30 protein-coding genes and 1 pseudogene are annotated in these 19,382 nt (G+C 49.7%); 16 read left to right on the forward strand and 15 right to left on the reverse strand.

The window, feature by feature from the left end; translation table 11 throughout:
* Window positions 1-343: 343 nt before the first annotated feature.
* Both pheT and E1H13_RS18420 read right to left on the reverse strand, forming a co-directional pair.
* Window positions 344-1,999 (reverse strand): phenylalanine--tRNA ligase subunit beta, encoded by a 1,656-nt coding sequence (gene pheT / locus E1H13_RS18415; protein WP_169615364.1) that lies wholly within the window; start codon window positions 1,997-1,999, stop codon window positions 344-346.
* Window positions 2,000-2,096: 97 nt separating this feature from the next.
* Window positions 2,097-2,618: a Dps family protein gene (locus E1H13_RS18420; RefSeq protein ID WP_169615366.1), complete on the reverse strand. Its 522-nt coding sequence runs from the start codon at window positions 2,616-2,618 to the stop codon at window positions 2,097-2,099.
* A gap of 220 nt (window positions 2,619-2,838) precedes the next feature.
* On the opposite strand from E1H13_RS18420, the gene E1H13_RS18425 reads away from it, so the two are divergent.
* The 3 genes and pseudogenes from E1H13_RS18425 to E1H13_RS28060 all read left to right on the forward strand — a co-directional run.
* Entirely contained in the window at window positions 2,839-3,096 is a 258-nt protein-coding gene (locus E1H13_RS18425) for a hypothetical protein (protein ID WP_169615368.1), read from the forward strand.
* A 165-nt stretch (window positions 3,097-3,261) separates the two neighbouring features.
* Window positions 3,262-3,738 (forward strand): hypothetical protein, encoded by a 477-nt coding sequence (locus E1H13_RS18430; protein WP_169615370.1) that lies wholly within the window; start codon window positions 3,262-3,264, stop codon window positions 3,736-3,738.
* Between the two features lie 124 nt (window positions 3,739-3,862).
* Window positions 3,863-3,943, forward strand: a pseudogene (locus tag E1H13_RS28060) (AbrB/MazE/SpoVT family DNA-binding domain-containing protein); the annotation flags it as partial.
* A 455-nt stretch (window positions 3,944-4,398) separates the two neighbouring features.
* Here E1H13_RS28060 and E1H13_RS18445 read toward each other — a convergent pair.
* A complete protein-coding gene (locus E1H13_RS18445; protein ID WP_169615372.1) occupies window positions 4,399-4,653 on the reverse strand; it encodes a hypothetical protein in 255 nt (84 codons plus the stop codon).
* Between the two features lie 24 nt (window positions 4,654-4,677).
* Between E1H13_RS18445 and E1H13_RS18450 the strand changes: the two genes are divergently transcribed.
* From E1H13_RS18450 to E1H13_RS18485, 8 genes are all read left to right on the forward strand, one after another.
* Entirely contained in the window at window positions 4,678-5,022 is a 345-nt protein-coding gene (locus E1H13_RS18450) for a helix-turn-helix transcriptional regulator (protein ID WP_347404187.1), read from the forward strand.
* 3 nt (window positions 5,023-5,025) lie between these two features.
* On the forward strand, window positions 5,026-5,295 hold the full coding sequence (locus E1H13_RS18455; protein ID WP_206070684.1) for a BrnT family toxin: 270 nt from the start codon (window positions 5,026-5,028) through the stop codon (window positions 5,293-5,295).
* Window positions 5,276-5,500, forward strand: a complete 225-nt coding sequence (locus tag E1H13_RS18460) for a CopG family transcriptional regulator (RefSeq protein WP_169615376.1) — start codon at window positions 5,276-5,278, stop codon at window positions 5,498-5,500. Before E1H13_RS18455 ends, E1H13_RS18460 begins: the two co-directional genes overlap by 20 nt.
* Window positions 5,501-5,513: 13 nt before the next feature.
* Window positions 5,514-5,732 (forward strand): DUF433 domain-containing protein, encoded by a 219-nt coding sequence (locus tag E1H13_RS18465; RefSeq protein WP_169615464.1) that lies wholly within the window; start codon window positions 5,514-5,516, stop codon window positions 5,730-5,732.
* A gap of 54 nt (window positions 5,733-5,786) precedes the next feature.
* Entirely contained in the window at window positions 5,787-6,035 is a 249-nt protein-coding gene (locus E1H13_RS18470; RefSeq protein WP_169615378.1) for a hypothetical protein, read from the forward strand.
* A complete protein-coding gene (locus E1H13_RS18475) occupies window positions 6,035-6,295 on the forward strand; it encodes a UPF0175 family protein (RefSeq protein ID WP_169615380.1) in 261 nt (86 codons plus the stop codon). Before E1H13_RS18470 ends, E1H13_RS18475 begins: the two co-directional genes overlap by 1 nt.
* A gap of 67 nt (window positions 6,296-6,362) precedes the next feature.
* Window positions 6,363-6,698 carry a hypothetical protein gene (locus E1H13_RS18480; RefSeq protein ID WP_169615382.1) on the forward strand — a complete coding sequence of 112 codons (336 nt, stop codon included), beginning with the start codon at window positions 6,363-6,365 and terminating at the stop codon, window positions 6,696-6,698.
* Window positions 6,695-7,123, forward strand: coding sequence for an HNH endonuclease signature motif containing protein (locus tag E1H13_RS18485; protein WP_169615383.1), 429 nt, complete (start codon window positions 6,695-6,697; stop codon window positions 7,121-7,123). Before E1H13_RS18480 ends, E1H13_RS18485 begins: the two co-directional genes overlap by 4 nt.
* Here the strand turns inward: E1H13_RS18485 and E1H13_RS18490 are convergent.
* Complete coding sequence (locus E1H13_RS18490) at window positions 7,120-7,356, reverse strand: hypothetical protein (protein WP_169615385.1); 237 nt, start codon at window positions 7,354-7,356, stop codon at window positions 7,120-7,122. The two genes, E1H13_RS18485 and E1H13_RS18490, sit on opposite strands and share 4 nt — an antisense overlap.
* Window positions 7,357-7,460: 104 nt before the next feature.
* Here E1H13_RS18490 and E1H13_RS18495 point away from each other — a divergent pair, with 104 nt between their 5' ends.
* Complete coding sequence (locus tag E1H13_RS18495) at window positions 7,461-7,691, forward strand: helix-turn-helix transcriptional regulator (RefSeq protein WP_035986420.1); 231 nt, start codon at window positions 7,461-7,463, stop codon at window positions 7,689-7,691.
* Window positions 7,692-7,982: 291 nt separating this feature from the next.
* The gene (locus tag E1H13_RS18505) at window positions 7,983-8,387 is read left to right on the forward strand and encodes a PIN domain-containing protein (RefSeq protein WP_347404188.1); all 405 of its coding nucleotides are present in this window, start codon (window positions 7,983-7,985) and stop codon (window positions 8,385-8,387) included.
* Between the two features lie 69 nt (window positions 8,388-8,456).
* Here E1H13_RS18505 and E1H13_RS18510 read toward each other — a convergent pair whose 3' ends face one another.
* The 4 genes from E1H13_RS18510 to E1H13_RS18525 all read right to left on the reverse strand — a co-directional run bounded on the left by E1H13_RS18510 (window position 8,457) and on the right by E1H13_RS18525 (window position 9,547).
* The gene (locus tag E1H13_RS18510) at window positions 8,457-8,654 is read right to left on the reverse strand and encodes a DUF4926 domain-containing protein (protein ID WP_169615391.1); all 198 of its coding nucleotides are present in this window, start codon (window positions 8,652-8,654) and stop codon (window positions 8,457-8,459) included.
* A 5-nt stretch (window positions 8,655-8,659) separates the two neighbouring features.
* Window positions 8,660-8,914, reverse strand: a complete 255-nt coding sequence (locus E1H13_RS18515; RefSeq protein WP_169615392.1) for a DUF2442 domain-containing protein — start codon at window positions 8,912-8,914, stop codon at window positions 8,660-8,662.
* Window positions 8,915-8,919: 5 nt separating this feature from the next.
* Window positions 8,920-9,192 (reverse strand): hypothetical protein, encoded by a 273-nt coding sequence (locus tag E1H13_RS18520; protein ID WP_169615393.1) that lies wholly within the window; start codon window positions 9,190-9,192, stop codon window positions 8,920-8,922.
* Window positions 9,193-9,304: 112 nt separating this feature from the next.
* Window positions 9,305-9,547: a hypothetical protein gene (locus tag E1H13_RS18525; protein WP_169615394.1), complete on the reverse strand. Its 243-nt coding sequence runs from the start codon at window positions 9,545-9,547 to the stop codon at window positions 9,305-9,307.
* Window positions 9,548-9,664: 117 nt separating this feature from the next.
* Here E1H13_RS18525 and E1H13_RS18530 point away from each other — a divergent pair, with 117 nt between their 5' ends.
* On the forward strand, window positions 9,665-9,910 hold the full coding sequence (locus tag E1H13_RS18530) for a helix-turn-helix transcriptional regulator (protein WP_169615395.1): 246 nt from the start codon (window positions 9,665-9,667) through the stop codon (window positions 9,908-9,910).
* A gap of 419 nt (window positions 9,911-10,329) precedes the next feature.
* On the forward strand, window positions 10,330-12,519 hold the full coding sequence (locus E1H13_RS18535; protein ID WP_169615396.1) for an NACHT domain-containing protein: 2,190 nt from the start codon (window positions 10,330-10,332) through the stop codon (window positions 12,517-12,519).
* 90 nt (window positions 12,520-12,609) lie between these two features.
* Here the strand turns inward: E1H13_RS18535 and E1H13_RS18540 are convergent, their stop codons facing one another.
* From E1H13_RS18540 to E1H13_RS18570, 7 genes are all read right to left on the reverse strand, one after another.
* Window positions 12,610-13,557 carry an SPFH domain-containing protein gene (locus E1H13_RS18540; protein WP_169615397.1) on the reverse strand — a complete coding sequence of 316 codons (948 nt, stop codon included), beginning with the start codon at window positions 13,555-13,557 and terminating at the stop codon, window positions 12,610-12,612.
* 518 nt (window positions 13,558-14,075) lie between these two features.
* Window positions 14,076-15,485: a ferredoxin:protochlorophyllide reductase (ATP-dependent) subunit N gene (locus E1H13_RS18545; protein ID WP_169615398.1), complete on the reverse strand. Its 1,410-nt coding sequence runs from the start codon at window positions 15,483-15,485 to the stop codon at window positions 14,076-14,078.
* Between the two features lie 28 nt (window positions 15,486-15,513).
* The gene (locus tag E1H13_RS18550; protein WP_169615400.1) at window positions 15,514-15,939 is read right to left on the reverse strand and encodes a DUF5331 domain-containing protein; all 426 of its coding nucleotides are present in this window, start codon (window positions 15,937-15,939) and stop codon (window positions 15,514-15,516) included.
* 62 nt (window positions 15,940-16,001) lie between these two features.
* On the reverse strand, window positions 16,002-16,349 hold the full coding sequence (locus tag E1H13_RS18555; protein WP_169615402.1) for a DUF5331 domain-containing protein: 348 nt from the start codon (window positions 16,347-16,349) through the stop codon (window positions 16,002-16,004).
* A 425-nt stretch (window positions 16,350-16,774) separates the two neighbouring features.
* Window positions 16,775-17,656 carry a ferredoxin:protochlorophyllide reductase (ATP-dependent) iron-sulfur ATP-binding protein gene (gene bchL, locus E1H13_RS18560; RefSeq protein ID WP_169615403.1) on the reverse strand — a complete coding sequence of 294 codons (882 nt, stop codon included), beginning with the start codon at window positions 17,654-17,656 and terminating at the stop codon, window positions 16,775-16,777.
* Window positions 17,657-18,270: 614 nt separating this feature from the next.
* On the reverse strand, window positions 18,271-18,543 hold the full coding sequence (yidD, locus tag E1H13_RS18565; protein WP_169615405.1) for a membrane protein insertion efficiency factor YidD: 273 nt from the start codon (window positions 18,541-18,543) through the stop codon (window positions 18,271-18,273).
* A gap of 23 nt (window positions 18,544-18,566) precedes the next feature.
* A complete protein-coding gene (locus E1H13_RS18570) occupies window positions 18,567-18,935 on the reverse strand; it encodes a gas vesicle protein (protein ID WP_169615407.1) in 369 nt (122 codons plus the stop codon).
* A 176-nt stretch (window positions 18,936-19,111) separates the two neighbouring features.
* On the opposite strand from E1H13_RS18570, the gene E1H13_RS18575 reads away from it, so the two are divergent.
* Window positions 19,112-19,378: a hypothetical protein gene (locus E1H13_RS18575; protein ID WP_169615408.1), complete on the forward strand. Its 267-nt coding sequence runs from the start codon at window positions 19,112-19,114 to the stop codon at window positions 19,376-19,378.
* Window positions 19,379-19,382: the final 4 nt, after the last annotated feature.

The raw sequence follows: 19,382 nt of genomic DNA on the forward strand, positions 1-19,382 counted from the left end.
ACTCCCTATTTTTTGTCCTTCCTATTCTCTCAAAGCATTGTCCCCTGAAGCTTTGAGTCCCCTTGTCACCCGCTAAGGAAAAATTGTTGCTGCGCAAGGATTTTAAGCGTCCTGAACAGTAGGTTGATTTCTGCCCCATAGTACTGGTGTAGCGTCAAGTCTTGAAGTTAGGGTTGGCAGATGTAGAGATTTGGTGGCATCAAAGTCCGAAATCCCCTCCTTTGGAGGCCTGCGCTGAGCGTGTCGAAGTGGGTAGGGGTGGGTCAAGCAAGCCCGAAGCACCCACCCCGCCCTTTCCTACAGAACGCTGCGCGAACGGGCGCCCCTCCGTGGGAGGGACGGTCTACGGTTCACGGTTTACGATCATCCCTTGGGTGCGAAACTGATGTAGTAGCCGACAGTCTAGTTCTCCGGCACACACAGGTTCTGGGAACGAGAACGCCCCTAGCACCTGGGGATGAATTTCTCCAAACTGGCCGACGGGGTCGCCCTCTACCAGGACCGTAGCAGCCCGACCAGGCAGGTAGTAGTGGTCGTCGCAGGCTATCAGGGTATAGGGAATGGCCAACGCCTTGAGCAAGGTTTGGATATAGGCCTTGGCGGTGCTAAACGAGGCCCGGGCATCGAGGCTGGCAAAACCCCATCGGTAATGTTCTGCGATCGCCCCATCGGCTCCTAACTGTAATACATCCCCTGTTTCGTAGATATTAATCGGCTTGGGAGCATTGATATTTCGCGACAAAATATCCAACAACCCCGGCTGTAATAGAGGGCGAGTCGCGCTAGAGGTCCGGCTTTTAGCATTACTGGTGTGGCCATAGTCCGGGGCAAATCGAGTCAGAATATCTGGGTCAGTCAGAATGTAATTCTTCACCTCCATCAGCCCCATGCGCTGGGCTAAATCCCCCACCTGAAAGCCAAATTGCCGCAACGCTAGGGCATCCCCCATATGAAACTTAACCGCCAGGGGTTCAGCCTGTAACGACTCGATGCCTAAGGCCACCAATAGATCTCCGGCAATGTCCACCTGGCTAAAAATGTCCGTCCGATAGGTGGGCACGTGGACAACGTCAGTGCCGGTCACGCACAAATCCATCCGAGACAGCACCCGTCCCAAATTTGCCTTGGGGATGGCGGTACCCATAATCTCATTCAAATACTTGGCAGAAAAGGTTATGGGGCGACGGTCTAAACTCGGGGTAACCAGGGTTTTCTCAGGGGTAACAATGTCCACCGTTTGCACCTGAGCACCAGTATCCAAAAAGTTATGGGCCAAGATGTTAATGGTTTCTAGCACCGTTTTGGCCAAAATGCCAGTGACATCAATGAACAGATGGCGCGTTTGGGGGGTGACCTCCCCGATGCCAACCGCATTCACAATCGGCGGCATAGATAGCACCGTACCTTCGGCATCTTGCAGCACCGGCACCCTATCCTCCGGGGGCAATGTGTGGCGATAAAGTTGCCCAGAGGGATGATCGACTAAAATTTGGCGGGCGGTCATGACCTCCTGACTCCCCAGTGGCACAAAGATCAGATCGTCTTGGCAGACAGCGGTGTAGGTTAAAGGCCCAACCAGTTGATCTAAGTCGTAAACCCCAATCGCAATTTTTTTTCGTTGGCGTCCAAAGGTCTGGGTGACTTTCTCTTGAAACTGAATCAGCACCTCCAGACCACCATTCTGCAGATGAGCATCTCTGACTACTAAAGCCGCAAGGTGAGGGCGTAGGCTTTGTACAGTCTCATCTACCGTCACCGTCAGACCGGAGGAGTGCAACTGTTGGGGCAAAGCACGGGACTGGCCATTGTAGATATTGATAGCTCGGGTAAAGCCTTCTGCCGCCAGTAAATCGGGGCGCTCGGCCGTCACTTCCACTTCTAGATGGTGCTCGGTCAATACCGCATCTAGGCCATAGTCAAAAGCTTGCTGCTCCAGGTACTGGGGCGGGGTTGAGGTGAGCCGTTGCAGGTAGGGCAGGGGAAAGGTAACGGTCGGCATAGCAGTACGGGGCAAAAGGCAGCAGAAAGATCAAGCATAGGGCACAGCTAAGCTGTACCCTTTTACAAACTATGACACTTCTGTGCCTAGAAATAAGCTATGACGCGATCGCCTTTTCCCGTTTGCCACTGGGATCTAGGGCTTCCCCTTCAATGAAGGAACGTAGCATCCAGGCCATTTCCTCGTGTTCTTCCATCAGACCTGTCAAAAAGTCTGAGGTACCTTCGTCATGGAATTCATCAGCAGTTTGGTCCACGTATTGACGCAGATTGCGAATCACCTGCTCATGGTCAACCACAAGCCGACGCACCATCTCATTAGCATTAGGTAGATCCCCAGGGTGCTCTTTCAAGGAAGCATGCTTCAGAAACCCTTCGGCAGTGCCTAATGGATAGCCATTGAGAGTACGGACTCGCTCGGCGACTTCATCAATGCTGACAGTCAACGCTTCGTAGTGCTCTTCCCAAAGCTGATGTAGGGTGCGAAACTGAGGACCAACCACGTCCCAATGATACTTTTTTGTCTTAATGAGCAACAGGTAAGTATCGGCTAACACCTTATTAAGGATGTCTACGACACCATGACGTTGCTGTTCGGAAAGGCCAATGTTAATACCCATAGAGTGTTTAATATTTCTCCACTTTTGGTTTTCATCTATAGTTTATTAAAACGAAATTATCAGCCTGATTCATCTGCCTGTCGTTGGGAATGCTAGTCGCCCCATCCCTGCCTTTGGGTGAGTTTCGATAGTTGACGACTAACAAACCAATCAGTAGATAGATGTCAGAGTCGCCCCGTGCCTGTATGTATGGGTTATATTGTTTAACCGATAGTTGTTTATGGCTAGTTCATCCCCACTGACTGGAGTAATCTTGATTGACTGTGCAAGGGCAAATGCCACACGAGGCCTAGCGATCGCGGCTCATCAATGTGGCTACGGCGATGACATAGCCAAGTTTCAGGCGGCTTTAAGGTCCGCCTGCGAAGCGATGAATGTATCTGTGGATGACTTTGCCGATCTAGTGGCAGACGAGCCGCCGCAATTGCCCAGAAGCGCTGGCATTGAGGTCGCCCCTGATACCCCAGACGATCTATAGTGGGAAAAGTTACCGGGTGCTAGGTGTCAGGCGTGGTTGGCCGCCTTGCAACCCGGCGGGCTGAGAATGCCAAACCTGGATTTGGCTTCTGGATTTGGCTGATTGATTGATGCCATTAACACACGACGGGTCAAGTGCTAGAGATTGCATAGTTTGAGGTTTGTCATGGGTACTTTCACCACTGAAGAGTTACGGGCAATCATTCAGGCTCCGATGATCACCGGGTTGTCTGTGGCCATGGTTGACATGGGGATTGTATCTACGGCGATTGAAGCGGCAGCCCTATCGAAGCAGGTGGCTGGGGCAGCTGAAAAATATCCTAACAATGTCATTATCCAGGCGGCCTTTTCAGAAGAAACCTTGAAAAGTAAGCAGATTAAACTAGACAAGCCCAATATCAACCCAGAGGATGTCCAATCTGGAGCGATCATCGACAATGCGATCGCCGACATTACCACAGCGCTCCAGGTGGTTGAAGGCAAAGCTACCCAGGCAGACATTAGCGAGTACAAGCAATTTATCTATGACTGTGGTTTAGCGGTAGCTGAGGCGGCAGGTAGTGGGTTGTTCGGCATGGGTAAAAAAGTCAGTGATGATGAAGCCGCCACCCTCAGCCGATTGAAAATAGCCCTGGGCCTCTAGCAGGCGGCCATAGAAACCCGGCTTCCGGGTCAGACTGCATATTAATAAAGACCTGTTTCAAATTGACGTGCTGTTGTAGAAGTATCTGCAATGTAATTACTCAATACAAATGGGCTTACACCCGATGGGCACCGCTATTAGAACTCGCATCGTCCAGATTGGCAACTCCCAGGGCATTCGCATACCCAAGTTGCTGCTAGAGCAAAAAAATCGCCACAAGGCCAATCGTCAAGACGCGGTAGACCCAGAAACACAGGCCATTACTCCGCTGTTTAATCCGCAGCAGCAACCTTGGCACGAGCACTTCACCTGGAATGCTGATGCCTACCCAGGTCGTTGGATTAAGCGCTACTGGGCGTGCTACCGTAGCTGCTCTCAAGATGAATCGTCCGCAACTGATTCGGGTAAGAACGTTATGGGTAAAGCTGGGAGAGCACCCCCCTTGAAATGCTCTAGTACAGAAAGGCAGAAGTAAGAAGGCAAAAGGCAGCTTCCCACTGACCCCGCTGGGGTGAGCACAAAGTGGAAGGAACAAAACTGTTTCCAGTTTGGCGACAATCAGGGTGTTTTGGCATCGATTAGGTTTTGTTTCTTAGGAGAAAGGAAATCCCGCTCTACGCAAAGGCCTGGGTTTGTGGAAGTAGGCGAGTCACTTCTGCCTCAGAGTACTAGTAAGTACCGCAGCCATTTGGTGAGGATGCGCATGGGTCTGCCGGTGTTGGGGTCGTTTTGGAGTTTGCGACCGGTGCGAGATTCGGCAAAGCCGAGATGGTGCAGGGTTTTGACGACCAGGTCAATGCCGATCGCAGGGTCAATGACGGTGATGTGGATGGGTTCGCGGCTGGGCTGAGTGGGGGCGGGGCTGCTGGGCGGGGCGTTGTAGATTTCGCTGTTGGGGATGAAGTCTTCTGACATGGGTTGACATGGGTTGCGTCCTTGATGTTGTCTAGTGAGACCACAAAAGAAACTGTAGCGCATGTTGTCGATGTAGACAACATTTACCCTGTCGCCATCCTTTGGGACGATCAGGGCATGGGAAGGGCAAACGAAGCACTCAGGCAGGTTTTAGAGACCTACGGCATTAGCCAAAACAAACTGGCGGTTGCCTTGGGGATTGATCGCTCTGCGGTATTCAAGTGGGTACATGACCAGCGGGAGCCGTCCTCGGAAACGATTGTAGAGATAACTCAGGTACTCAAAGGGCTGAACCCTTTGGCGGCTAAGGCATTTGTGCAACTTTACCTGGGCAGCATCGTCGAGGATGATCCGGACAGCGAGTCATAGGTGATGGAATTTGAGTTTGATGAGAACAAGAGCCGCTCCAATAAGCTCAAGCATGGGGTGGATTTCGTCGAGGCTCAGGTGCTCTGGCAGGATGACGATCGCGTTGAGGTGCCTGCTCGCACCTCAGATGAGCCGAGATTGGTTATCGTAGGGAAAATTGGTGCAAGGGTGTGGGCAGCGGTCGTCACCTACCGAGAGGGTAGGGTTCGCATTATCTCAGTTCGACGAGCACGACAGCGGGAGGTGGAGCTGTATGAAGGCAGAAGCATTTGACCAAAAGTTTGATGAGAACCAGGAGGACATCATCGATAACCTGGATCTATCTCAGCTCAGACGTCCCGGCTACGAGCAGCGGCGCATTGATGTCGATTTCCCCGTCTGGATGATTGAGGCACTGGATCGGGAAGCGCTGCGGTTGGGAGTCAGTCGCCAGTCAATTATTAAGGTGTGGATTGCTGAGCGGTTGGAACATGTCTAGCAAAGATGCTTTTATGCAATACCAAGACATCATCACCATTGAGCCGGGCAAACGTGGCGGCAAGCCCTGTATTCGGGGTATGCGGATTACGGTTTACGATGTGTTGGAATACTTGGCTTCTGGCATGACCTATGAGGAAATTCTGGATGATTTTCCCTACCTCACCCAGACTGATATTCTGGCTTGTCTAAGTTTTGCAGCCCACCGTGAGCGCATGATTCAGCCCAATTAGACTACGTCCGAATAACACAAGCCTTCCCAAACCGCAGGCCAGGAGAGAAAGCCGATGACTCAACTTAGTGCTCTAGAGATACCCGATGCTCTCTATACCCAAATCCAGGGTATGGCTCTATCTCAGTCTAGTTCTATCAACGAGCAAATTGTGACGTTGCTTCAACGAGCGCTGGATATTGAAGCTCAGCGGCAGAGCCAAGCGAAGATTCTGCAAGATATTCATCAGGCTCGATGGACACCCCCTGCGATCGCCCCAGACAGCGTAACTCTCTTACGAGAAATTCGGGGATACGACTTCTAATGAGCAAACTTACCTTAGAAATTTCCAGTGAACTTGCCGAAGCCTTGCGGTTACCTGAGGATGAGCGCCTGACTCGGCTTCAGCAAGAACTGGCTATTCGCTTGTATCAAAAAGGGTTGCTGTCCTTTGGCAAGGCCCGTGAACTGGCGAGTCTGAGCAAGTGGGAGTTCCATGAATTGCTGAGCCAGGAGGGAATTGAGCGCAGCTATGACGAGGAAGAACTGGAAAGCGACCTTGCCACTCTGGAGGCTTTGGGTTGAGGATGAGGCTGCACTAGCTAAAATTAGCTTAGCCCTATGCTAATTTTGGCCAGTCGCGGAGTCAGCCATGGTTCAGGATGTACGCTACGTAACCGATGAAGCAGGCGAGAGAGTAGCCGTCTTGCTAGATTTAGTTACCTACCAGAAGCTAACGGCTGCCCGTAGTGACTCTGAGTTACTCACGGGCCTAAGCCATGATGAGCTAGTGGCCCTGGCAGAAAGTGCCTTGTCGGTGGACGCTCAGAACCAGCTCAATGATTTATTGAGCCGCAATATTGAGGGAGCACTGTCAGGAGACGACTTGGCTACGCTCGATCGGCTTCTGGCACGGGTAGACGACCTCAATATTCTCAAGGCTAGAGCCCGCTACACCCTGGATCATCTGAGGCCACTGGCCCCGTGAGTGCTTACGTTCCCAGCGTTTTGCAGCGCCAGATTCGCGATCGCTTTGCCAACTGCTGCGCCTATTGTCGTACCGTAGAGGCATTGACCGTCAGTACCTTTGAGTTTGAGCACATCGTGCCGCTCTCAGCGGGTGGCGCTACCGTCTTTGAAAACCTTTGCCTCTCCTGTCCAAGCTGCAATCGCCATAAGGCCAGTCGTCAAACCGCTGTAGACCCAGAAACTCAGGTCGTTACCCCGCTGTTTCATCCCCATCAGCAGCGCTGGAGTGACCACTTTACCTGGAATGCTGAAGCTACTGAAGTCATTGGGTTGACGGCGATCGGGCGGGCTACAGTAGGCACGCTGAGGATGAATCGTTCCCAGATGACTCGGGTTAGGAGGATGTGGGTCAAACTGGGTGAGCATCCGCCTGATATTGGCTAATACCGTAGCCATTTGGTGAGGATGCGCATGGGTCTGCCAGTGTTGGGGTCGTTTTGGAGTTTGCGACCGGCTCGGGCTTCGGCAAAGCCGAGGTGGTGCAGGGTTTTGACTACCCGGTCGATGCCGATCGCAGGGCCGATGACGGTGATGTGGATGGGTTCGCGGCGGGCGGGGGCGGGGCTGCTGGGCGGGGCGCTGTAGATTTCGCTGTTGGGGATGAATTCTTCTGACATGGGGATACTCACGTGATGTAGTCACAAATGTGACGTTAGCACAGGCGCAGTGTATCCACAAGTGTGACATTTACCTTCGGGTGCAGCTCTGCCAGGATTAGGGCATGGGAAGGGCAAGCGACGCACTGAAGCAAGTTTTGGATACCTACAGCATTAGCCAGAATAAGCTGGCGGTGACGATGGGCATCAGTCGCGCCAATGTGGGGCGCTGGTACCACGGGCTTGACCCCAGCGCTGAAAATATCGCCCAGATTACCCAGGCACTGAAAACGCTAAATCCCTTGGCGGCGAAGGAGTTTGTGCGGCTCTATCTGGGAACTATCGTTGAGGATTAGCGCCTGATCTGCTGTATGTGGTGGCAACTCTGGACTCAAGAACGGCCTGACCTACAATTGAGATAAGTGTAAGGACTAGCTTCGCTATGCATCCTATTGTGAATGAGATCCAAAATTTGCCGCCCCAGGCTCAGCAGGAAGTGATCAATTTTGTTACGGCGTTGGTTAGGAAGCAGCGGCACAACCCTAACCATCGTCTAAACCAAAATTGGGCTGGTGCGATGCAAGCGTATCGTGATGCCTATACGAGTCTTAGCTTGCAAAAAGAAACTGTGGACGATTGGGCTAGCCGTGTATCTGGTTAACACAAACATTTGGCTAGAAAGGCTACTCAATCAACAGCAGGCTGCTATTGTCGGTGAGTTTTTACAGGCGATCCCCTCAGAAAACTTAGCGATGAGTGATTTCACGTTTCACTCTATTGCCCTAGCGCTGACTCGTCGCCAACTGTCTACCCCGCTGCAAGAATTTATTCAAGATGCTTTTGTTGAGGGGAATGTTGGCTTGCTCAGCTTGCCTCCCATGGAGGCATCGTCTGTTTTGCGCACCATGCGCGAACAAAACCTGGATTATGATGATGCCTATCAATACGCTACCGCTGAGCAGTACGACCTTATTTTAGTCAGCTTCGACACTGACTTCGATAATACATACCAAGGTCGAAAAGCACCTCAAGAAATTTTGAGTAAGGAATGAACTTATAAGGATGTTCTTGCCTCAGGAGTGCGATCGCCGCAAATCGCCCTCTCCCCCAGCATCAACCGACTACTGAGGGCAATAAGCTTGAATATCGCCTGCTCCCAGAGTTAGCAGGGCCAAGGTTTCCCCCGACTCAGCTACAAACTCCACCTCAAAAGCCTGCTTATCCGCGTAGCAATAAACGATCGCACCCCGACTACCCTTTGATAAGCCATATTCAGGAATATCGCGGGTCAGCGTAACGACATCCAATTCTTCAAACATACCCATCATCTTGCCCTCGCCTCTGGGGCCGGTGCGCCGCGCAGCATTCCTTCGGTGCTTAGGTCTTCGTCCAGAGCTTCCCAATGGATGCCGTAGCCGCCACCGCAAATTTCCCACTGGGTTAGTTGTTCGGGCGATGCGTTCAGCAATCGCGGATACCAGGCCAGCGGCACGGCAATGGTACGGCCATCCATCAGATTGACGCTGATTGTGTCTTCTGTGAATCGGACATGCTTTACCCGCTCATCTACAGAAAACACTGTGGCTAGGTCCCCAGCAGGCGATCGACTTTGTTCTCGATACTGTTGAGCTTTCGGAGAACGGTGGGGCGATCTTCGTCCAGAGAGGCTAGCAAGTTAATTACCCCCTCTTGCAGCGTGGTCAAACGCTGTATTGCATCATCCACCCGCTGCATACCTGCATAGAACTCGTCACGGGCTTCTTCGCGCTCAAGCCGTGCTTCGGCCATGGCTTCTAGGATGGCTTGGGCTGTGCGGGCGTTGCTCTCAACCAGTTGGCGCAGTTCTGAGTCTGTCATGGGCGCTGAGCTATCTCTGCCAAAGGGTAATAAGTCGCATTGTAGCAAGCTGGTATGAGGGAATTGCTAAGGTGGCCGAGCGCTGCGACAGGTGGGTGAATAGAATAGTCGCCTAATACCGCAGCCATTTGGTGAGGATGCGCATGGGTCTGCCAGTGTTGGGGTCGTTTTGGAGTTTGCTCCAGGCTCGGGATTCGGCAAAGCCGAGGTGGTGCAGGGTTTTGACTAGCAGGTCGACGCCGATCGCAGGGCCGATGACGGTGATGTGGATGGGTTCGCGACTGGGCTGGGTGGGGGCGGGGCTGCTGGGTGGGGCGCTGTAGATTTCGCTGTTGGGGATGAAGTCTTCTGACATGGGTGCAGGATGGGGAGTACGACAATGTGAACAAATATGCTCACATTCAAGACTATACACGATGTGGATAAGTATGTTCACATTTACGCCCTCATTATCCCCTGACATGATTGGGGTATGGGAAAGGCAGGGCGAGTGTTAAAACAGGTTTTGGAGACCTATGGCATCAGCCAGAACAAGCTGGCGGTCACAATGGGGATTGAGCGCACGGTGGTTTACCGCTGGACCCATGAGCGCACTGACCCCGGTGGCGACACGATTACGTTGATTACAGCGGCGTTGAATCAGCTAAGTTCTGATGCTGCCCAGGATTTTGTAAACTTATACCTAGGCGAAATCATTCAAGGCGAAGATAAAGCATAAAGTTTTATTACACCTAGCTCAAGGTACATGCAGTATCAAGACATCATCACCATCAAATTCCGCAGAATGACTCTAGAAAAGCTAATGAAGTTGAGGCAACTCACTGTTTCAGTAAGAATCAGTATGATGAGAGGTCACTAGTCAACTATAGCGGTTCTTACTCGGATGAGATAAAGAGTAGCGCCCCAAACCTATAAGCTTCAAGGCTTCTATGAGTAGAGGTTTACCTCATGCGTCCAGGAACCGCTGTAGCATAATCCAGATCAACACTCAAAGTTTGTATAAATATTTTGCTTATGGGCACCTCGAAAAATTGACTTAGCCCCAGAAGCCGATGGCTAAAACCCTTGAAACCTCGTTCTTAACTCTCAACAGCAGGATGCTATTCTCAATAAACTTGAATTAATCGAGATGCTCTTATGACTGGCTTTCTAGAATCATTTCTATTGGCTACAGCAGGAAGCTTAGCTAGCGTTGCAATCGATAGTGCAAAAGAAACTGGTGGTGGATTCCTAAACAGAGTAGGAAAAAGAATAAGCGACGATTTAAAGCAACGATACTTTGAGGCATCTAAGAGGTATATCGAAAGTTATACTGATCGTCACTGTAAAATCAAAGTACTGGGCATGCGTGAGCCAGTCAACTTAGACAGCATCTATACAGCGGTTAAATTTTTAAGTTTCACTGAAATAATACGATTTTCTTCTGTCGAATCATTGGAGAGAGAATATCGAAGTGATAGGCTTGGAGGATTCTCTCCAAAAGCCAATAAGAAAAACCAAAAATCAGGAATTGATGTTGCCAACAGAGAGCAATTTCTTATGGTCCTTGGTGGACCTGGTGTGGGCAAGTCAACTTTTTTGCGTAAGGTTGCACTTGAGGCAATAAAAGCAGAAAGAGGCAAGTATTCTCATAGAAAAATTCCTGTCTTGATTGAACTAAAGCGGTTAGAATCAAAAGACATAGATATTATAAAAATAATCGCTAATGAATTTGATATCTGTGGTTTTCCGTCAGCACAAACTTTCACAAAAAACGCTTTGGACAAAGGTAACTTGTTGGTCATCTTTGACGGAATAGATGAGGTTCCAGCTGGAAATTTAAATCTAGTCCTAACAAAAATCCAAGATTTTGTAGATAGATACAAAAAAAATCGTTACATTTCATCTTGTAGAACAGCAGCTTATCGAAGTTATCTCAGAGGATTTAGTGATGTAGAAATGGCGAATTTTGATGAAGAGCAAATCTACAGTTTTATTAAAAATTGGTTTAAATCTGCTGTCGATATAGAATTATCAACAGCAGAAAACTGTTGGAATGCATTACTTCAGCCGGAAAATTCCTCGGCCAAAGAGCTTGCACATACTCCACTATTGTTGACTTTTCTTTGCTTGATCTTTGATAGATCTCAAGCTTTTCCTGACAATAGAAGCTCTTTATATAAAAAGGCATTGAGGATTCTATTGGAAGAGTGGGCTGCAGAGAAAAGAATTATGAGAGAAGCAATATATGAAGGCTTAAGTGTTGAGCTTGAAGAAATTCTTTTATCTGAGATTGCATTTGAGGGATTTGTTTCTGATCGACTTTTCTTTATAAGGAAAGAGATCTCTAGTCAAATAAAACAATTTCTGGAAAGCAACTTGAATGCGCCAAAATATTTGGATGGTGAATCTGTTCTCAAGGCCATTGAAGTTCAGCAAGGCATTCTTGTTGAAAGAGCAGAAGATGTTTACTCATTTTCACACCTAACCTTACAAGAGTATTTAACAGCCCAATACATTATTGAAAACCAGCTTATTTCGTCTCTGGTTCAAGAAGAACTTTTTAACAAAAGATGGAAAGAGGTACTCATCTTAGTATCAGGTTTAATACATGGGAGATCCGGCTCAGATGATCTATTACTAATGATAGAAAAGAAAATGGCTGCCATATTGATCCATAATCCCTTAATTATGATATTTGACTTGGTCGATAATTTTGTTAAAGCTGTTCAGCACTATCCTGAAATACAGGAAAATGTATACCAAAAGAATTCTTCTCTAAAGAATAGATTACATGCAACATACCTCATCTTTTCAGTTTTGCATGATTTAAATATAAGTCAAGCTGGCTTCTATGGAAAAATCCCTGGTCAGCAGGGAATTAATCTTTCGAATGATTTCATGGAAGTTCGAAAGCATTTATTTGATATCGCAAATAAGATGAGTATTGATTTTGGCTGGGATCAATCTTATATTTCTGTTCGCGGATTAAATGGTGTTATTACTTTATATGAGAGTCGAGTTGCATCACTTTACAAAGCCTTTCTCATAAGTGACGAGGTGAATCAAAGAGTTCTTTATCTAATTAAAAGCTTAAGAGATAGGGTACCCAAAAATGAAGATTCTTCTGAAATTAGACTTGGCTTTTTGGGAAATATGATAGATGGCTTTTCTAATGCACTCGGATTAGATTTAAGTTCCATAAGGATTGAATCCCAAGATCTTGCAGATATAAAAAATTACTTATATGCATGCAATCTTTCTATTGATTGCAAACGAGCTGCGATTCGAGTCTCTCCTATTACCTGGAAAGCAATTGAAGATAGAATGTTGACATCGGCGTCGTAATTCTTTTGGCTATTAAAGCTCAGGCAAAGTATTTTCCCGGGAGGAAAGAAGTCTGAGAAGAAATAAGAGAGTGAGTTTTCATAAAAATTTCTAACTACTTGCGTTTGCAAGCACTTCAATAACCTCCTCGAAGGACGCTATTGTTCTGCCATGCCTCTCTTCACGCATGTCCTCATTTGGATGAGGACTTTTTGAGGCATAGGTATAATAATGCTTTAGAAAAGCAACAAAAATCTTATCCTTAGAAATATTTTCGGGAACAGTTAGATTTACAGTAAAGGTTTTGTCTTCACTCAATTCAATACTTTCGACTGTTAACACCGGGATGATATTTTCAAAGCAGTGATTAAATGTCTCTCCTACGTGATCAAGTGAATCTTTGAAAACATTCCAATCTACTCCCTCTTGAAAGACAATTGAGATTGTGTTTGAATCAAGACTCTCTAAAGTATATTCAATACTTTGAAGTTCTGCTCGTGTTACTTTGATGCCCCAAGGCTCAGTTGCCTCATCTAATGAGGAAAGAAGAAACCTATTAAATTCATCCCACCAAGCTATTTTTGAATCTAATGATTCTGTGTTAAAAAAAACTGAATTCCAAACTTTTCCATTGATCGAGGAAAGTATAATCTCTAACAAGGCAGCCTCAGCATCATCAATAGCGTAGTAAGTTAGCTCTGCTTCTAAAATACGCCAATAGACTATTAAATCTACTTTTAAAGGAATACAATCTACTGTAATGGCTTTATGATTTTTTATGCTTACGAAAGTCTCTCGAACGGAAATCACTTGAGCAACTTTGTCAAGAAAGGGTACGACAAAATTTAATCCTGGCCTCAATTTTCTGTGGTATCTGCCTAATCGCTCCACTAATCCTTCTGTCCCTTGCTCTATAATTCTTGAAGATTCCAGAGTGTAACAGCTTCCAATTACAAAAAAACACATCAGAAAATTTTCTATGAGTGACTGAATATCATCAGAGTTTTGATAAGGAGAAGCTTCGATAGCTATGATGATTACAATCGCGAAAGCAGTCACCAGTAATGTGCGAACAACTCCCTGAAGAGTGACTCTAAGCATAAGAGCAATCAAAAAATATTCAGTCAGAAGTATGAGCGGTCTATCGAAAAAGAAGTTCGAGATTATCATGTGATTTATCTGATAAAATTCCGTTTTTTGATGACTTATTGATTTTGCTTAAGGTCATTAAAATAAACGATTCATTGCTATCTAGTGTTGTCAGTAAGTTAATTACCTTCTCTTGCGAGTTGGTCAGAGGCTGGATAGCATCATACGCTGCATCCCTCGTAAAATTGAGCGTGAGTTTCTTCGCGTTCTAGCCGAGAGCCTCTAGGATAGCTTGGGCGGTGCGGGCGGTGCTCTCAACCAGTTGGCGCAGTTCTAGATCTGTCATGGCTGTTTAGCTAGATATGGCTGATGGGAAAGTACTTCTATTCTATCTGGTCAACAACAATAGAGATTATGTCAACGCTGCGGCCACATAGCAAAGAAGCCGGGTTTCTCCAAGAAACCCGGCTTCTAGTCTTACTTTTGGCCTACACTTTTGCTTCTTCCTTCACTAGCTTCTCCCAGCCCAGGTCCTTCAGGCTGTCGTTGCGGCGCAGCGGGCGGGTCACCAGTTCTAGGATGTCGCGGGCGTTGGTGAAGCCGTGGATTTGGGCGAAGGTGAACTCCACCGACCACTTGGTGCTAATGCCGCGGGCCTCCAGGGGGTTGGCGTGGGCCATGCCGGTGATCACCAGATCCGGGCACAGCTCTTGGATGCGCTGGAGCTGGTTGTAGTTGTCGGGCTTTTCGGTGATTTTGGGCAGGGGTGCGCCCATCTCATTGCAGGTTTTCTCTAGCAGGGCCAGCTCTGCCGCCTGGTAGCGTTTATCCATATAGGGGATGCCGATTTCTTGTACGGTCATGCCACAGCGGGTGAGGAAGCGGGCCAAGGAGATTTCCAGTAGGTTATCGCCCATGAAGTAGACCGACTTGCCGCGAATGATCTCCAGGTAGTCTTCCACCGATTCCCAGATTTTGGCTTCCCGTTCCTCCAGGCCCTGGGGTTCGATGCCGAAGACCGAGCAGATTTTTTCTACCCAGGCGCGGGTGCCGTCGGGGCCGATGGGGAAGGGGGCCCCGATCAGCTTACACTTGCGGCGGCGCATCAGGGTGGTGGCGGTGCGGGAAAGGAAGGGATTGATCCCAGCCACGTAGTAACCTTCGTCAATCACGGGCAGCTCGGTGTAGCGTTTGGCGGGCAGCCAGCCATCGACGCGAATGCCCTGCTTTTTCAGCTCTAGGGTGATTTGGGTGACGATGGGGTCGGGCACGGAGCCGAACAGCACCAGGGGTGGGTGGTCGTGGTATTCGCTTTCTTCAGCGGCTACATCCTCTTTTTTACGGCCAAAGCTCAGCAGTTTTTGAATACTGTTGCGTTCTGCCTTTTCTTCGGCGCTGGTGACTTGATCAGCGGTGGGGCAGCGGTGGGCCATGGCGGCGAGCACCGTGTCTTCCCCCTGGGTGAAAGCGTAGTCGAGGCCGTTAGCCCGGGCAACGACGATGGGGATGCCGATTTCCTGCTCCAGTTTGGGGGCTAGCCCTTCTAGATCCATTTTGATGATTTCGGTGGTGCAGGTGCCGATCCAGACGATCACGGAGGGGTTGCGATCGCGCTTAATCCCCTCACACAGCCGCTTCAGTTCTTCGTAGTCGTTCAGCTGAGCCGAGATATCCGCTTCCTCCAGCTCGGCCATGGCGTAGCGGGGCTCGGCAAAAATCATCACCCCCATGGCATTCTGCAAAAAGTAGCCACAGGTCTTAGTGCCAATTACCAGGAAAAAGCTGTCTTCAATTTTTTGGTACAGCCAGGCCACACAGCTGATCGGGCAAAAGGTATGGTAATTGCCGGTATCGCAGTCAAATTCCAGAGCTTGGGGTTGGGTTTGGGCCAAAGTCATAGCAGGGGATCTCCCTAGGTGAAGGACATTATGTCCTGGGTCTATCGTCTTCTCGGCCACCGACACCAGTACAGGCTTCATCATCGTACGGGGAGGCTTTGATTGGCTCAATTACCTTAGGTTGGGACGATGCCAGCGTGGCCTCGGGTTGGTCACTGCCGGGCAACATACGCTGCGCTTTTTCCAGGGCCTTTAATTCTTGAGCCGGACTGATATTTAAACCCAGGACCGCAATAATTCGGTCGGGGTTGCTGCTTAAATCCACCACCAGCGGCAGCAGGCTATTCAAATCGGGTTCTAGGGTAGACAAGACCCCTAAAATAAAGCCCGACGAGGGTCGCCGCTGCCCGTCACTGGTGACCCAAATACCCAGATTGTCGATCCACTCGCGGTTGTCTCGGTAGTAGGTTAACCACTTGACTTTGAGCGATCGCCGCAGTTGTTTGCTATTCACAGATGCCTCGGGCGGGGTTTACCAACCTCATGTCCAGAGATTGATTAAACCAGAAAACCGACCTACATATCGGGGGAATCTGGCAGCAACGGGTGATCGTCATTAGCGTCAATGGTTTGGGGCATGTCGCTGTTATCCAGCACCATCTCGGGGTCAAAGTTGAGTCCCAAGACCTCCACTAGCGCATCTTCGTCAGAATTGAGCTGGTAGAAAGGCACCATCAAGTTCGACAGCTTGGGCTCCAGGGCGTTGACCACCCCCAGCACCAAAAACGAAGACGGACGCCGCCCCCCATCTGGGGTACGCACCGAGGTCTGCTGCATTTGCAGGGTTAGCCAGGCTCGGTTCGACTGGACGTAATCCAACCACTTCTGACGGATTACCTGGGTAAAGTTCTCAAAAAAGGCCATAATCCTGACTCTTTGCTAAATCGCTGTAGGTTAAGTGTTCGTTTGAACAACTGCGTACAGATGATAATGCAGCCATTCAGGATTAGAACTTGATTGAGCGGATTTTTTGCAGCAATGGAATTGAATTGTTATTGAGGCTGCACAACACCATGGATTAGGTTGTGCAGTTTCGTGAAATTATCACCTCCTTGAAGTCCTCCCAAATTAGCTTTTGCTAAAAAGTCTGCGGTAAATCCCCTCCTGGGAGGCCTGCGCTGTATAGCCTGCGGCATGGCTTCGCTAGCGCGTAGCGGCCCCGGAGGGGCAACTTGTCGAAGTGGGTAGGGATGGGTCGCCCAGGTCGTGGAACCCACCCCGCCTTGCGGGCACCCCTCCAAAGGAGGGGACAGTTCGGCAAATACCCGCTTGGGAGGGGTAGGGGTGGGTCACACCATCATCAGTTCCATCTCATCTACTTCTTGCTTGGGGGCATCAGCAGGGGGGTTCAGATAGAAGTCGGACAACAAGCTAAACAGATCGCGATCGGGGGTTTCACTGGGCACCACCCCTTCAGGCCGGGCTAAAATCTGGTCGGCAATGTTCAAGTAGTACTGGCATACCGGCTCCAGGGCTGGATCGGTCTCTGCCATTTCAAACACGGTTTTGCCTTTCACCCGCGATACCCGGATATCCTCAATCAGGGGCAGCACTTCCAGCACCGGCATGGGCACCGACTCAATATATTTATCGATCAAGTCGCGCTTGGAGGTGCGGTTGCCAATCAGCCCGGCCAGCCGTAAGGGGTGGGTACGGGCCTTTTCCCTTACAGAGGCGGCGATCCGGTTAGCGGCAAATAGGGCATCAAAGCCGTTGTCGGTGACGATCATGCAGTAGTCCGAATAGTTGAGGGGAGCGGCAAAGCCGCCGCACACCACGTCACCTAATACGTCGAAGAGAATCACATCGAACTCGTCAAAGGCATTGAGTTCCTTCAGCAGCTTCACGGTTTCACCCACCACGTAGCCGCCGCAGCCGGCCCCGGCTGGGGGGCCACCCGCTTCCACACAGTTCACCCCGCCATAGCCTTTGTAGATCACATCCTCGGCCCAGATGTCTTCGTAATGAAAAGACTTTTCTTGCAGGGTGTCGATGATGGTGGGAATTAAAAAGCCAGTGAGGGTAAAGGTACTGTCGTGCTTGGGGTCACAGCCAATTTGCAAGACCTTGCGGCCCCGCTTGGCCAGGGCCACCGAAATGTTGCAGCTGGTGGTGGACTTACCAATGCCCCCTTTGCCGTACACAGAAAGCTTTAAAGTCTGGTTTTCCATAGGGGATGAGTCTCAACGTTATGGGCGGATAGACCCTAACTTGGCCTGACCATAGGGTCGGATAGTAAAGACACGCCATGGCCAGGGCCGAGATTGGGTGAATGTCTGACAACTCTGTCTGACGGATTGGGCTACGCCGATTGACGAACGCAGTCCAAGGTGTTTCGGCTGTTTGGATTATGGCGATACCCCTTGGGCCTTGGGAAGGGGTGAAAAAAATAGATCAACCTGTAATGGAGCGAAAAATGGATTTTGAATGACTTGAGAGTCATATAAATTCCATAGAGGCCATTTAAGACTCATAATTTACTCTCACCATGTTTTGCAGTCTGAATTATATTAAATAAGAACAATAACAAAATAATTATCTTAAATCTTCTGGTAGTTTGGCGATCGCCCCCCAACCACTCTCTATGGCTGCCCTAACGGGCTGAAACCGTGACTCACCTTGAAAAGTCTGCCGCTATTAAAGGAAGCTAGTGGAACTCGAAATGGGCTGAGCCCTAAAAAAACCTACCAGTAGGCCGACGCAACCAGGCAAGCTGGTCTAACCCTGACGGGTTTTCTATACATTCGTAAATTTTTTGCCGATATAACGGAATGTAACGGTCTATCTAATCCTCTGTGCCAGTGGCTTCCGCCCCATGGGCTGGATCAGCCTGGGCCACAGCGGTAAGCTCAGGCACCGGGTCGTAGCCGCCAGGATGGAGGGGGTGGCAGCGACAAATGCGTTTGGTGGCCAGCCAGCTTCCCTGCAGTGGCCCAAACCGCTCAATCGCCGTCAGCGCATACTGCGAGCAGGTCGGCGTAAACCGGCAGGTGGGCGGCAGCAGGGGTGACAGCAGTTGGCGATAACTATGAATTAAGCCCAGCAAAAGCACCTTCATAGGATCTATTCTACGCTGTCGGCTTAATAGTCCAGCACCACCGTGCTGTAGTCCTGAGGGGGTGACGGGTTAGCGCGATCGGGTAGATAAACCGCACTGGTTGGGATAGAGTGACTCGCCCGCAATGGTGATTGTTTAGGCGTTGCTGGTGCCGATGCTGGCCGGGGCGACCCTTCAGCGCGGTCCCCTAAACCCTCCGTTTGCTGCTCAATGTCGGCCAAACGAGCCAAGAGTCTTTGACGGCGCTGGTTCATGTTCTCAAGTTCCTGCTGAATCCGTTTCTTTTCTACGGTCAGCTTGTACATATCCAGGTAATGATCTGCCTCAGTCCGCTGGCGGGGCAGGGTACTGACCTTGGGATAAATCTTGCTGGGGGCACGCTTGTGGGTCATGGGGTATCTCCATCGGTGGGATTGAGATCTGGATTGAAACGTCTGGCCCTAGGGTGCCCACACCTCAGCAGCCCCTACCACTAGCCATTGGGCTAAGGGGCTAACCTGGCCGGCAAAAGCCCATAACGTTAGAATATTAACAACAAGTTACAAAAGTTCACGAAGGAGTCGGCGCGATGCTAACTGATTTGCTGGGTGCTACCCAAACCTATTGGCGCAAGCTAGACGATATCGAAGCAGCCTATCGCCGCGACGAACTCTCCATCGACGAGGTGGACATCGAGGTCAAACGGCTGATGCAAGAGCTAGGCCATACCCGACGCAGAGCCCTGCGGGAGTTTGGGGCTAGCGCTAGGTATTTCGTGGCACAGCAGCGGGATGTGTTGGCCGGAACGGCGGTGATGGGCCTGTTGACTTACATCTGGTGGACCAACATCGCTTAGGGGC

Origin of the sequence: Nodosilinea sp. P-1105, assembly GCF_012911975.1 — a bacterium.
Taxonomy (GTDB): domain Bacteria; phylum Cyanobacteriota; class Cyanobacteriia; order Phormidesmidales; family Phormidesmidaceae; genus Nodosilinea.

Coding starts and splice junctions, on each gene's coding strand:
- pheT (WP_169615364.1), bottom strand. CDS start 1,999: ATGCCGACCGTTACCTTTCCCCTGCCCTACCTGCAACGGCTCACCTCA.
- E1H13_RS18420 (WP_169615366.1), bottom strand. CDS start 2,618: ATGGGTATTAACATTGGCCTTTCCGAACAGCAACGTCATGGTGTCGTA.
- E1H13_RS18425 (WP_169615368.1), top strand. CDS start 2,839: ATGGCTAGTTCATCCCCACTGACTGGAGTAATCTTGATTGACTGTGCA.
- E1H13_RS18430 (WP_169615370.1), top strand. CDS start 3,262: ATGGGTACTTTCACCACTGAAGAGTTACGGGCAATCATTCAGGCTCCG.
- E1H13_RS18445 (WP_169615372.1), bottom strand. CDS start 4,653: ATGTCAGAAGACTTCATCCCCAACAGCGAAATCTACAACGCCCCGCCC.
- E1H13_RS18450 (WP_347404187.1), top strand. CDS start 4,678: ATGTTGTCTAGTGAGACCACAAAAGAAACTGTAGCGCATGTTGTCGAT.
- E1H13_RS18455 (WP_206070684.1), top strand. CDS start 5,026: ATGGAATTTGAGTTTGATGAGAACAAGAGCCGCTCCAATAAGCTCAAG.
- E1H13_RS18460 (WP_169615376.1), top strand. CDS start 5,276: ATGAAGGCAGAAGCATTTGACCAAAAGTTTGATGAGAACCAGGAGGAC.
- E1H13_RS18465 (WP_169615464.1), top strand. CDS start 5,514: ATGCAATACCAAGACATCATCACCATTGAGCCGGGCAAACGTGGCGGC.
- E1H13_RS18470 (WP_169615378.1), top strand. CDS start 5,787: ATGACTCAACTTAGTGCTCTAGAGATACCCGATGCTCTCTATACCCAA.
- E1H13_RS18475 (WP_169615380.1), top strand. CDS start 6,035: ATGAGCAAACTTACCTTAGAAATTTCCAGTGAACTTGCCGAAGCCTTG.
- E1H13_RS18480 (WP_169615382.1), top strand. CDS start 6,363: ATGGTTCAGGATGTACGCTACGTAACCGATGAAGCAGGCGAGAGAGTA.
- E1H13_RS18490 (WP_169615385.1), bottom strand. CDS start 7,356: ATGTCAGAAGAATTCATCCCCAACAGCGAAATCTACAGCGCCCCGCCC.
- E1H13_RS18495 (WP_035986420.1), top strand. CDS start 7,461: ATGGGAAGGGCAAGCGACGCACTGAAGCAAGTTTTGGATACCTACAGC.
- E1H13_RS18510 (WP_169615391.1), bottom strand. CDS start 8,654: ATGTTTGAAGAATTGGATGTCGTTACGCTGACCCGCGATATTCCTGAA.
- E1H13_RS18520 (WP_169615393.1), bottom strand. CDS start 9,192: ATGACAGACTCAGAACTGCGCCAACTGGTTGAGAGCAACGCCCGCACA.
- E1H13_RS18525 (WP_169615394.1), bottom strand. CDS start 9,547: ATGTCAGAAGACTTCATCCCCAACAGCGAAATCTACAGCGCCCCACCC.
- E1H13_RS18530 (WP_169615395.1), top strand. CDS start 9,665: ATGGGAAAGGCAGGGCGAGTGTTAAAACAGGTTTTGGAGACCTATGGC.
- E1H13_RS18535 (WP_169615396.1), top strand. CDS start 10,330: ATGACTGGCTTTCTAGAATCATTTCTATTGGCTACAGCAGGAAGCTTA.
- E1H13_RS18545 (WP_169615398.1), bottom strand. CDS start 15,485: ATGACTTTGGCCCAAACCCAACCCCAAGCTCTGGAATTTGACTGCGAT.
- E1H13_RS18555 (WP_169615402.1), bottom strand. CDS start 16,349: ATGGCCTTTTTTGAGAACTTTACCCAGGTAATCCGTCAGAAGTGGTTG.
- bchL (WP_169615403.1), bottom strand. CDS start 17,656: ATGGAAAACCAGACTTTAAAGCTTTCTGTGTACGGCAAAGGGGGCATT.
- yidD (WP_169615405.1), bottom strand. CDS start 18,543: ATGAAGGTGCTTTTGCTGGGCTTAATTCATAGTTATCGCCAACTGCTG.
- E1H13_RS18570 (WP_169615407.1), bottom strand. CDS start 18,935: ATGACCCACAAGCGTGCCCCCAGCAAGATTTATCCCAAGGTCAGTACC.
- E1H13_RS18575 (WP_169615408.1), top strand. CDS start 19,112: ATGCTAACTGATTTGCTGGGTGCTACCCAAACCTATTGGCGCAAGCTA.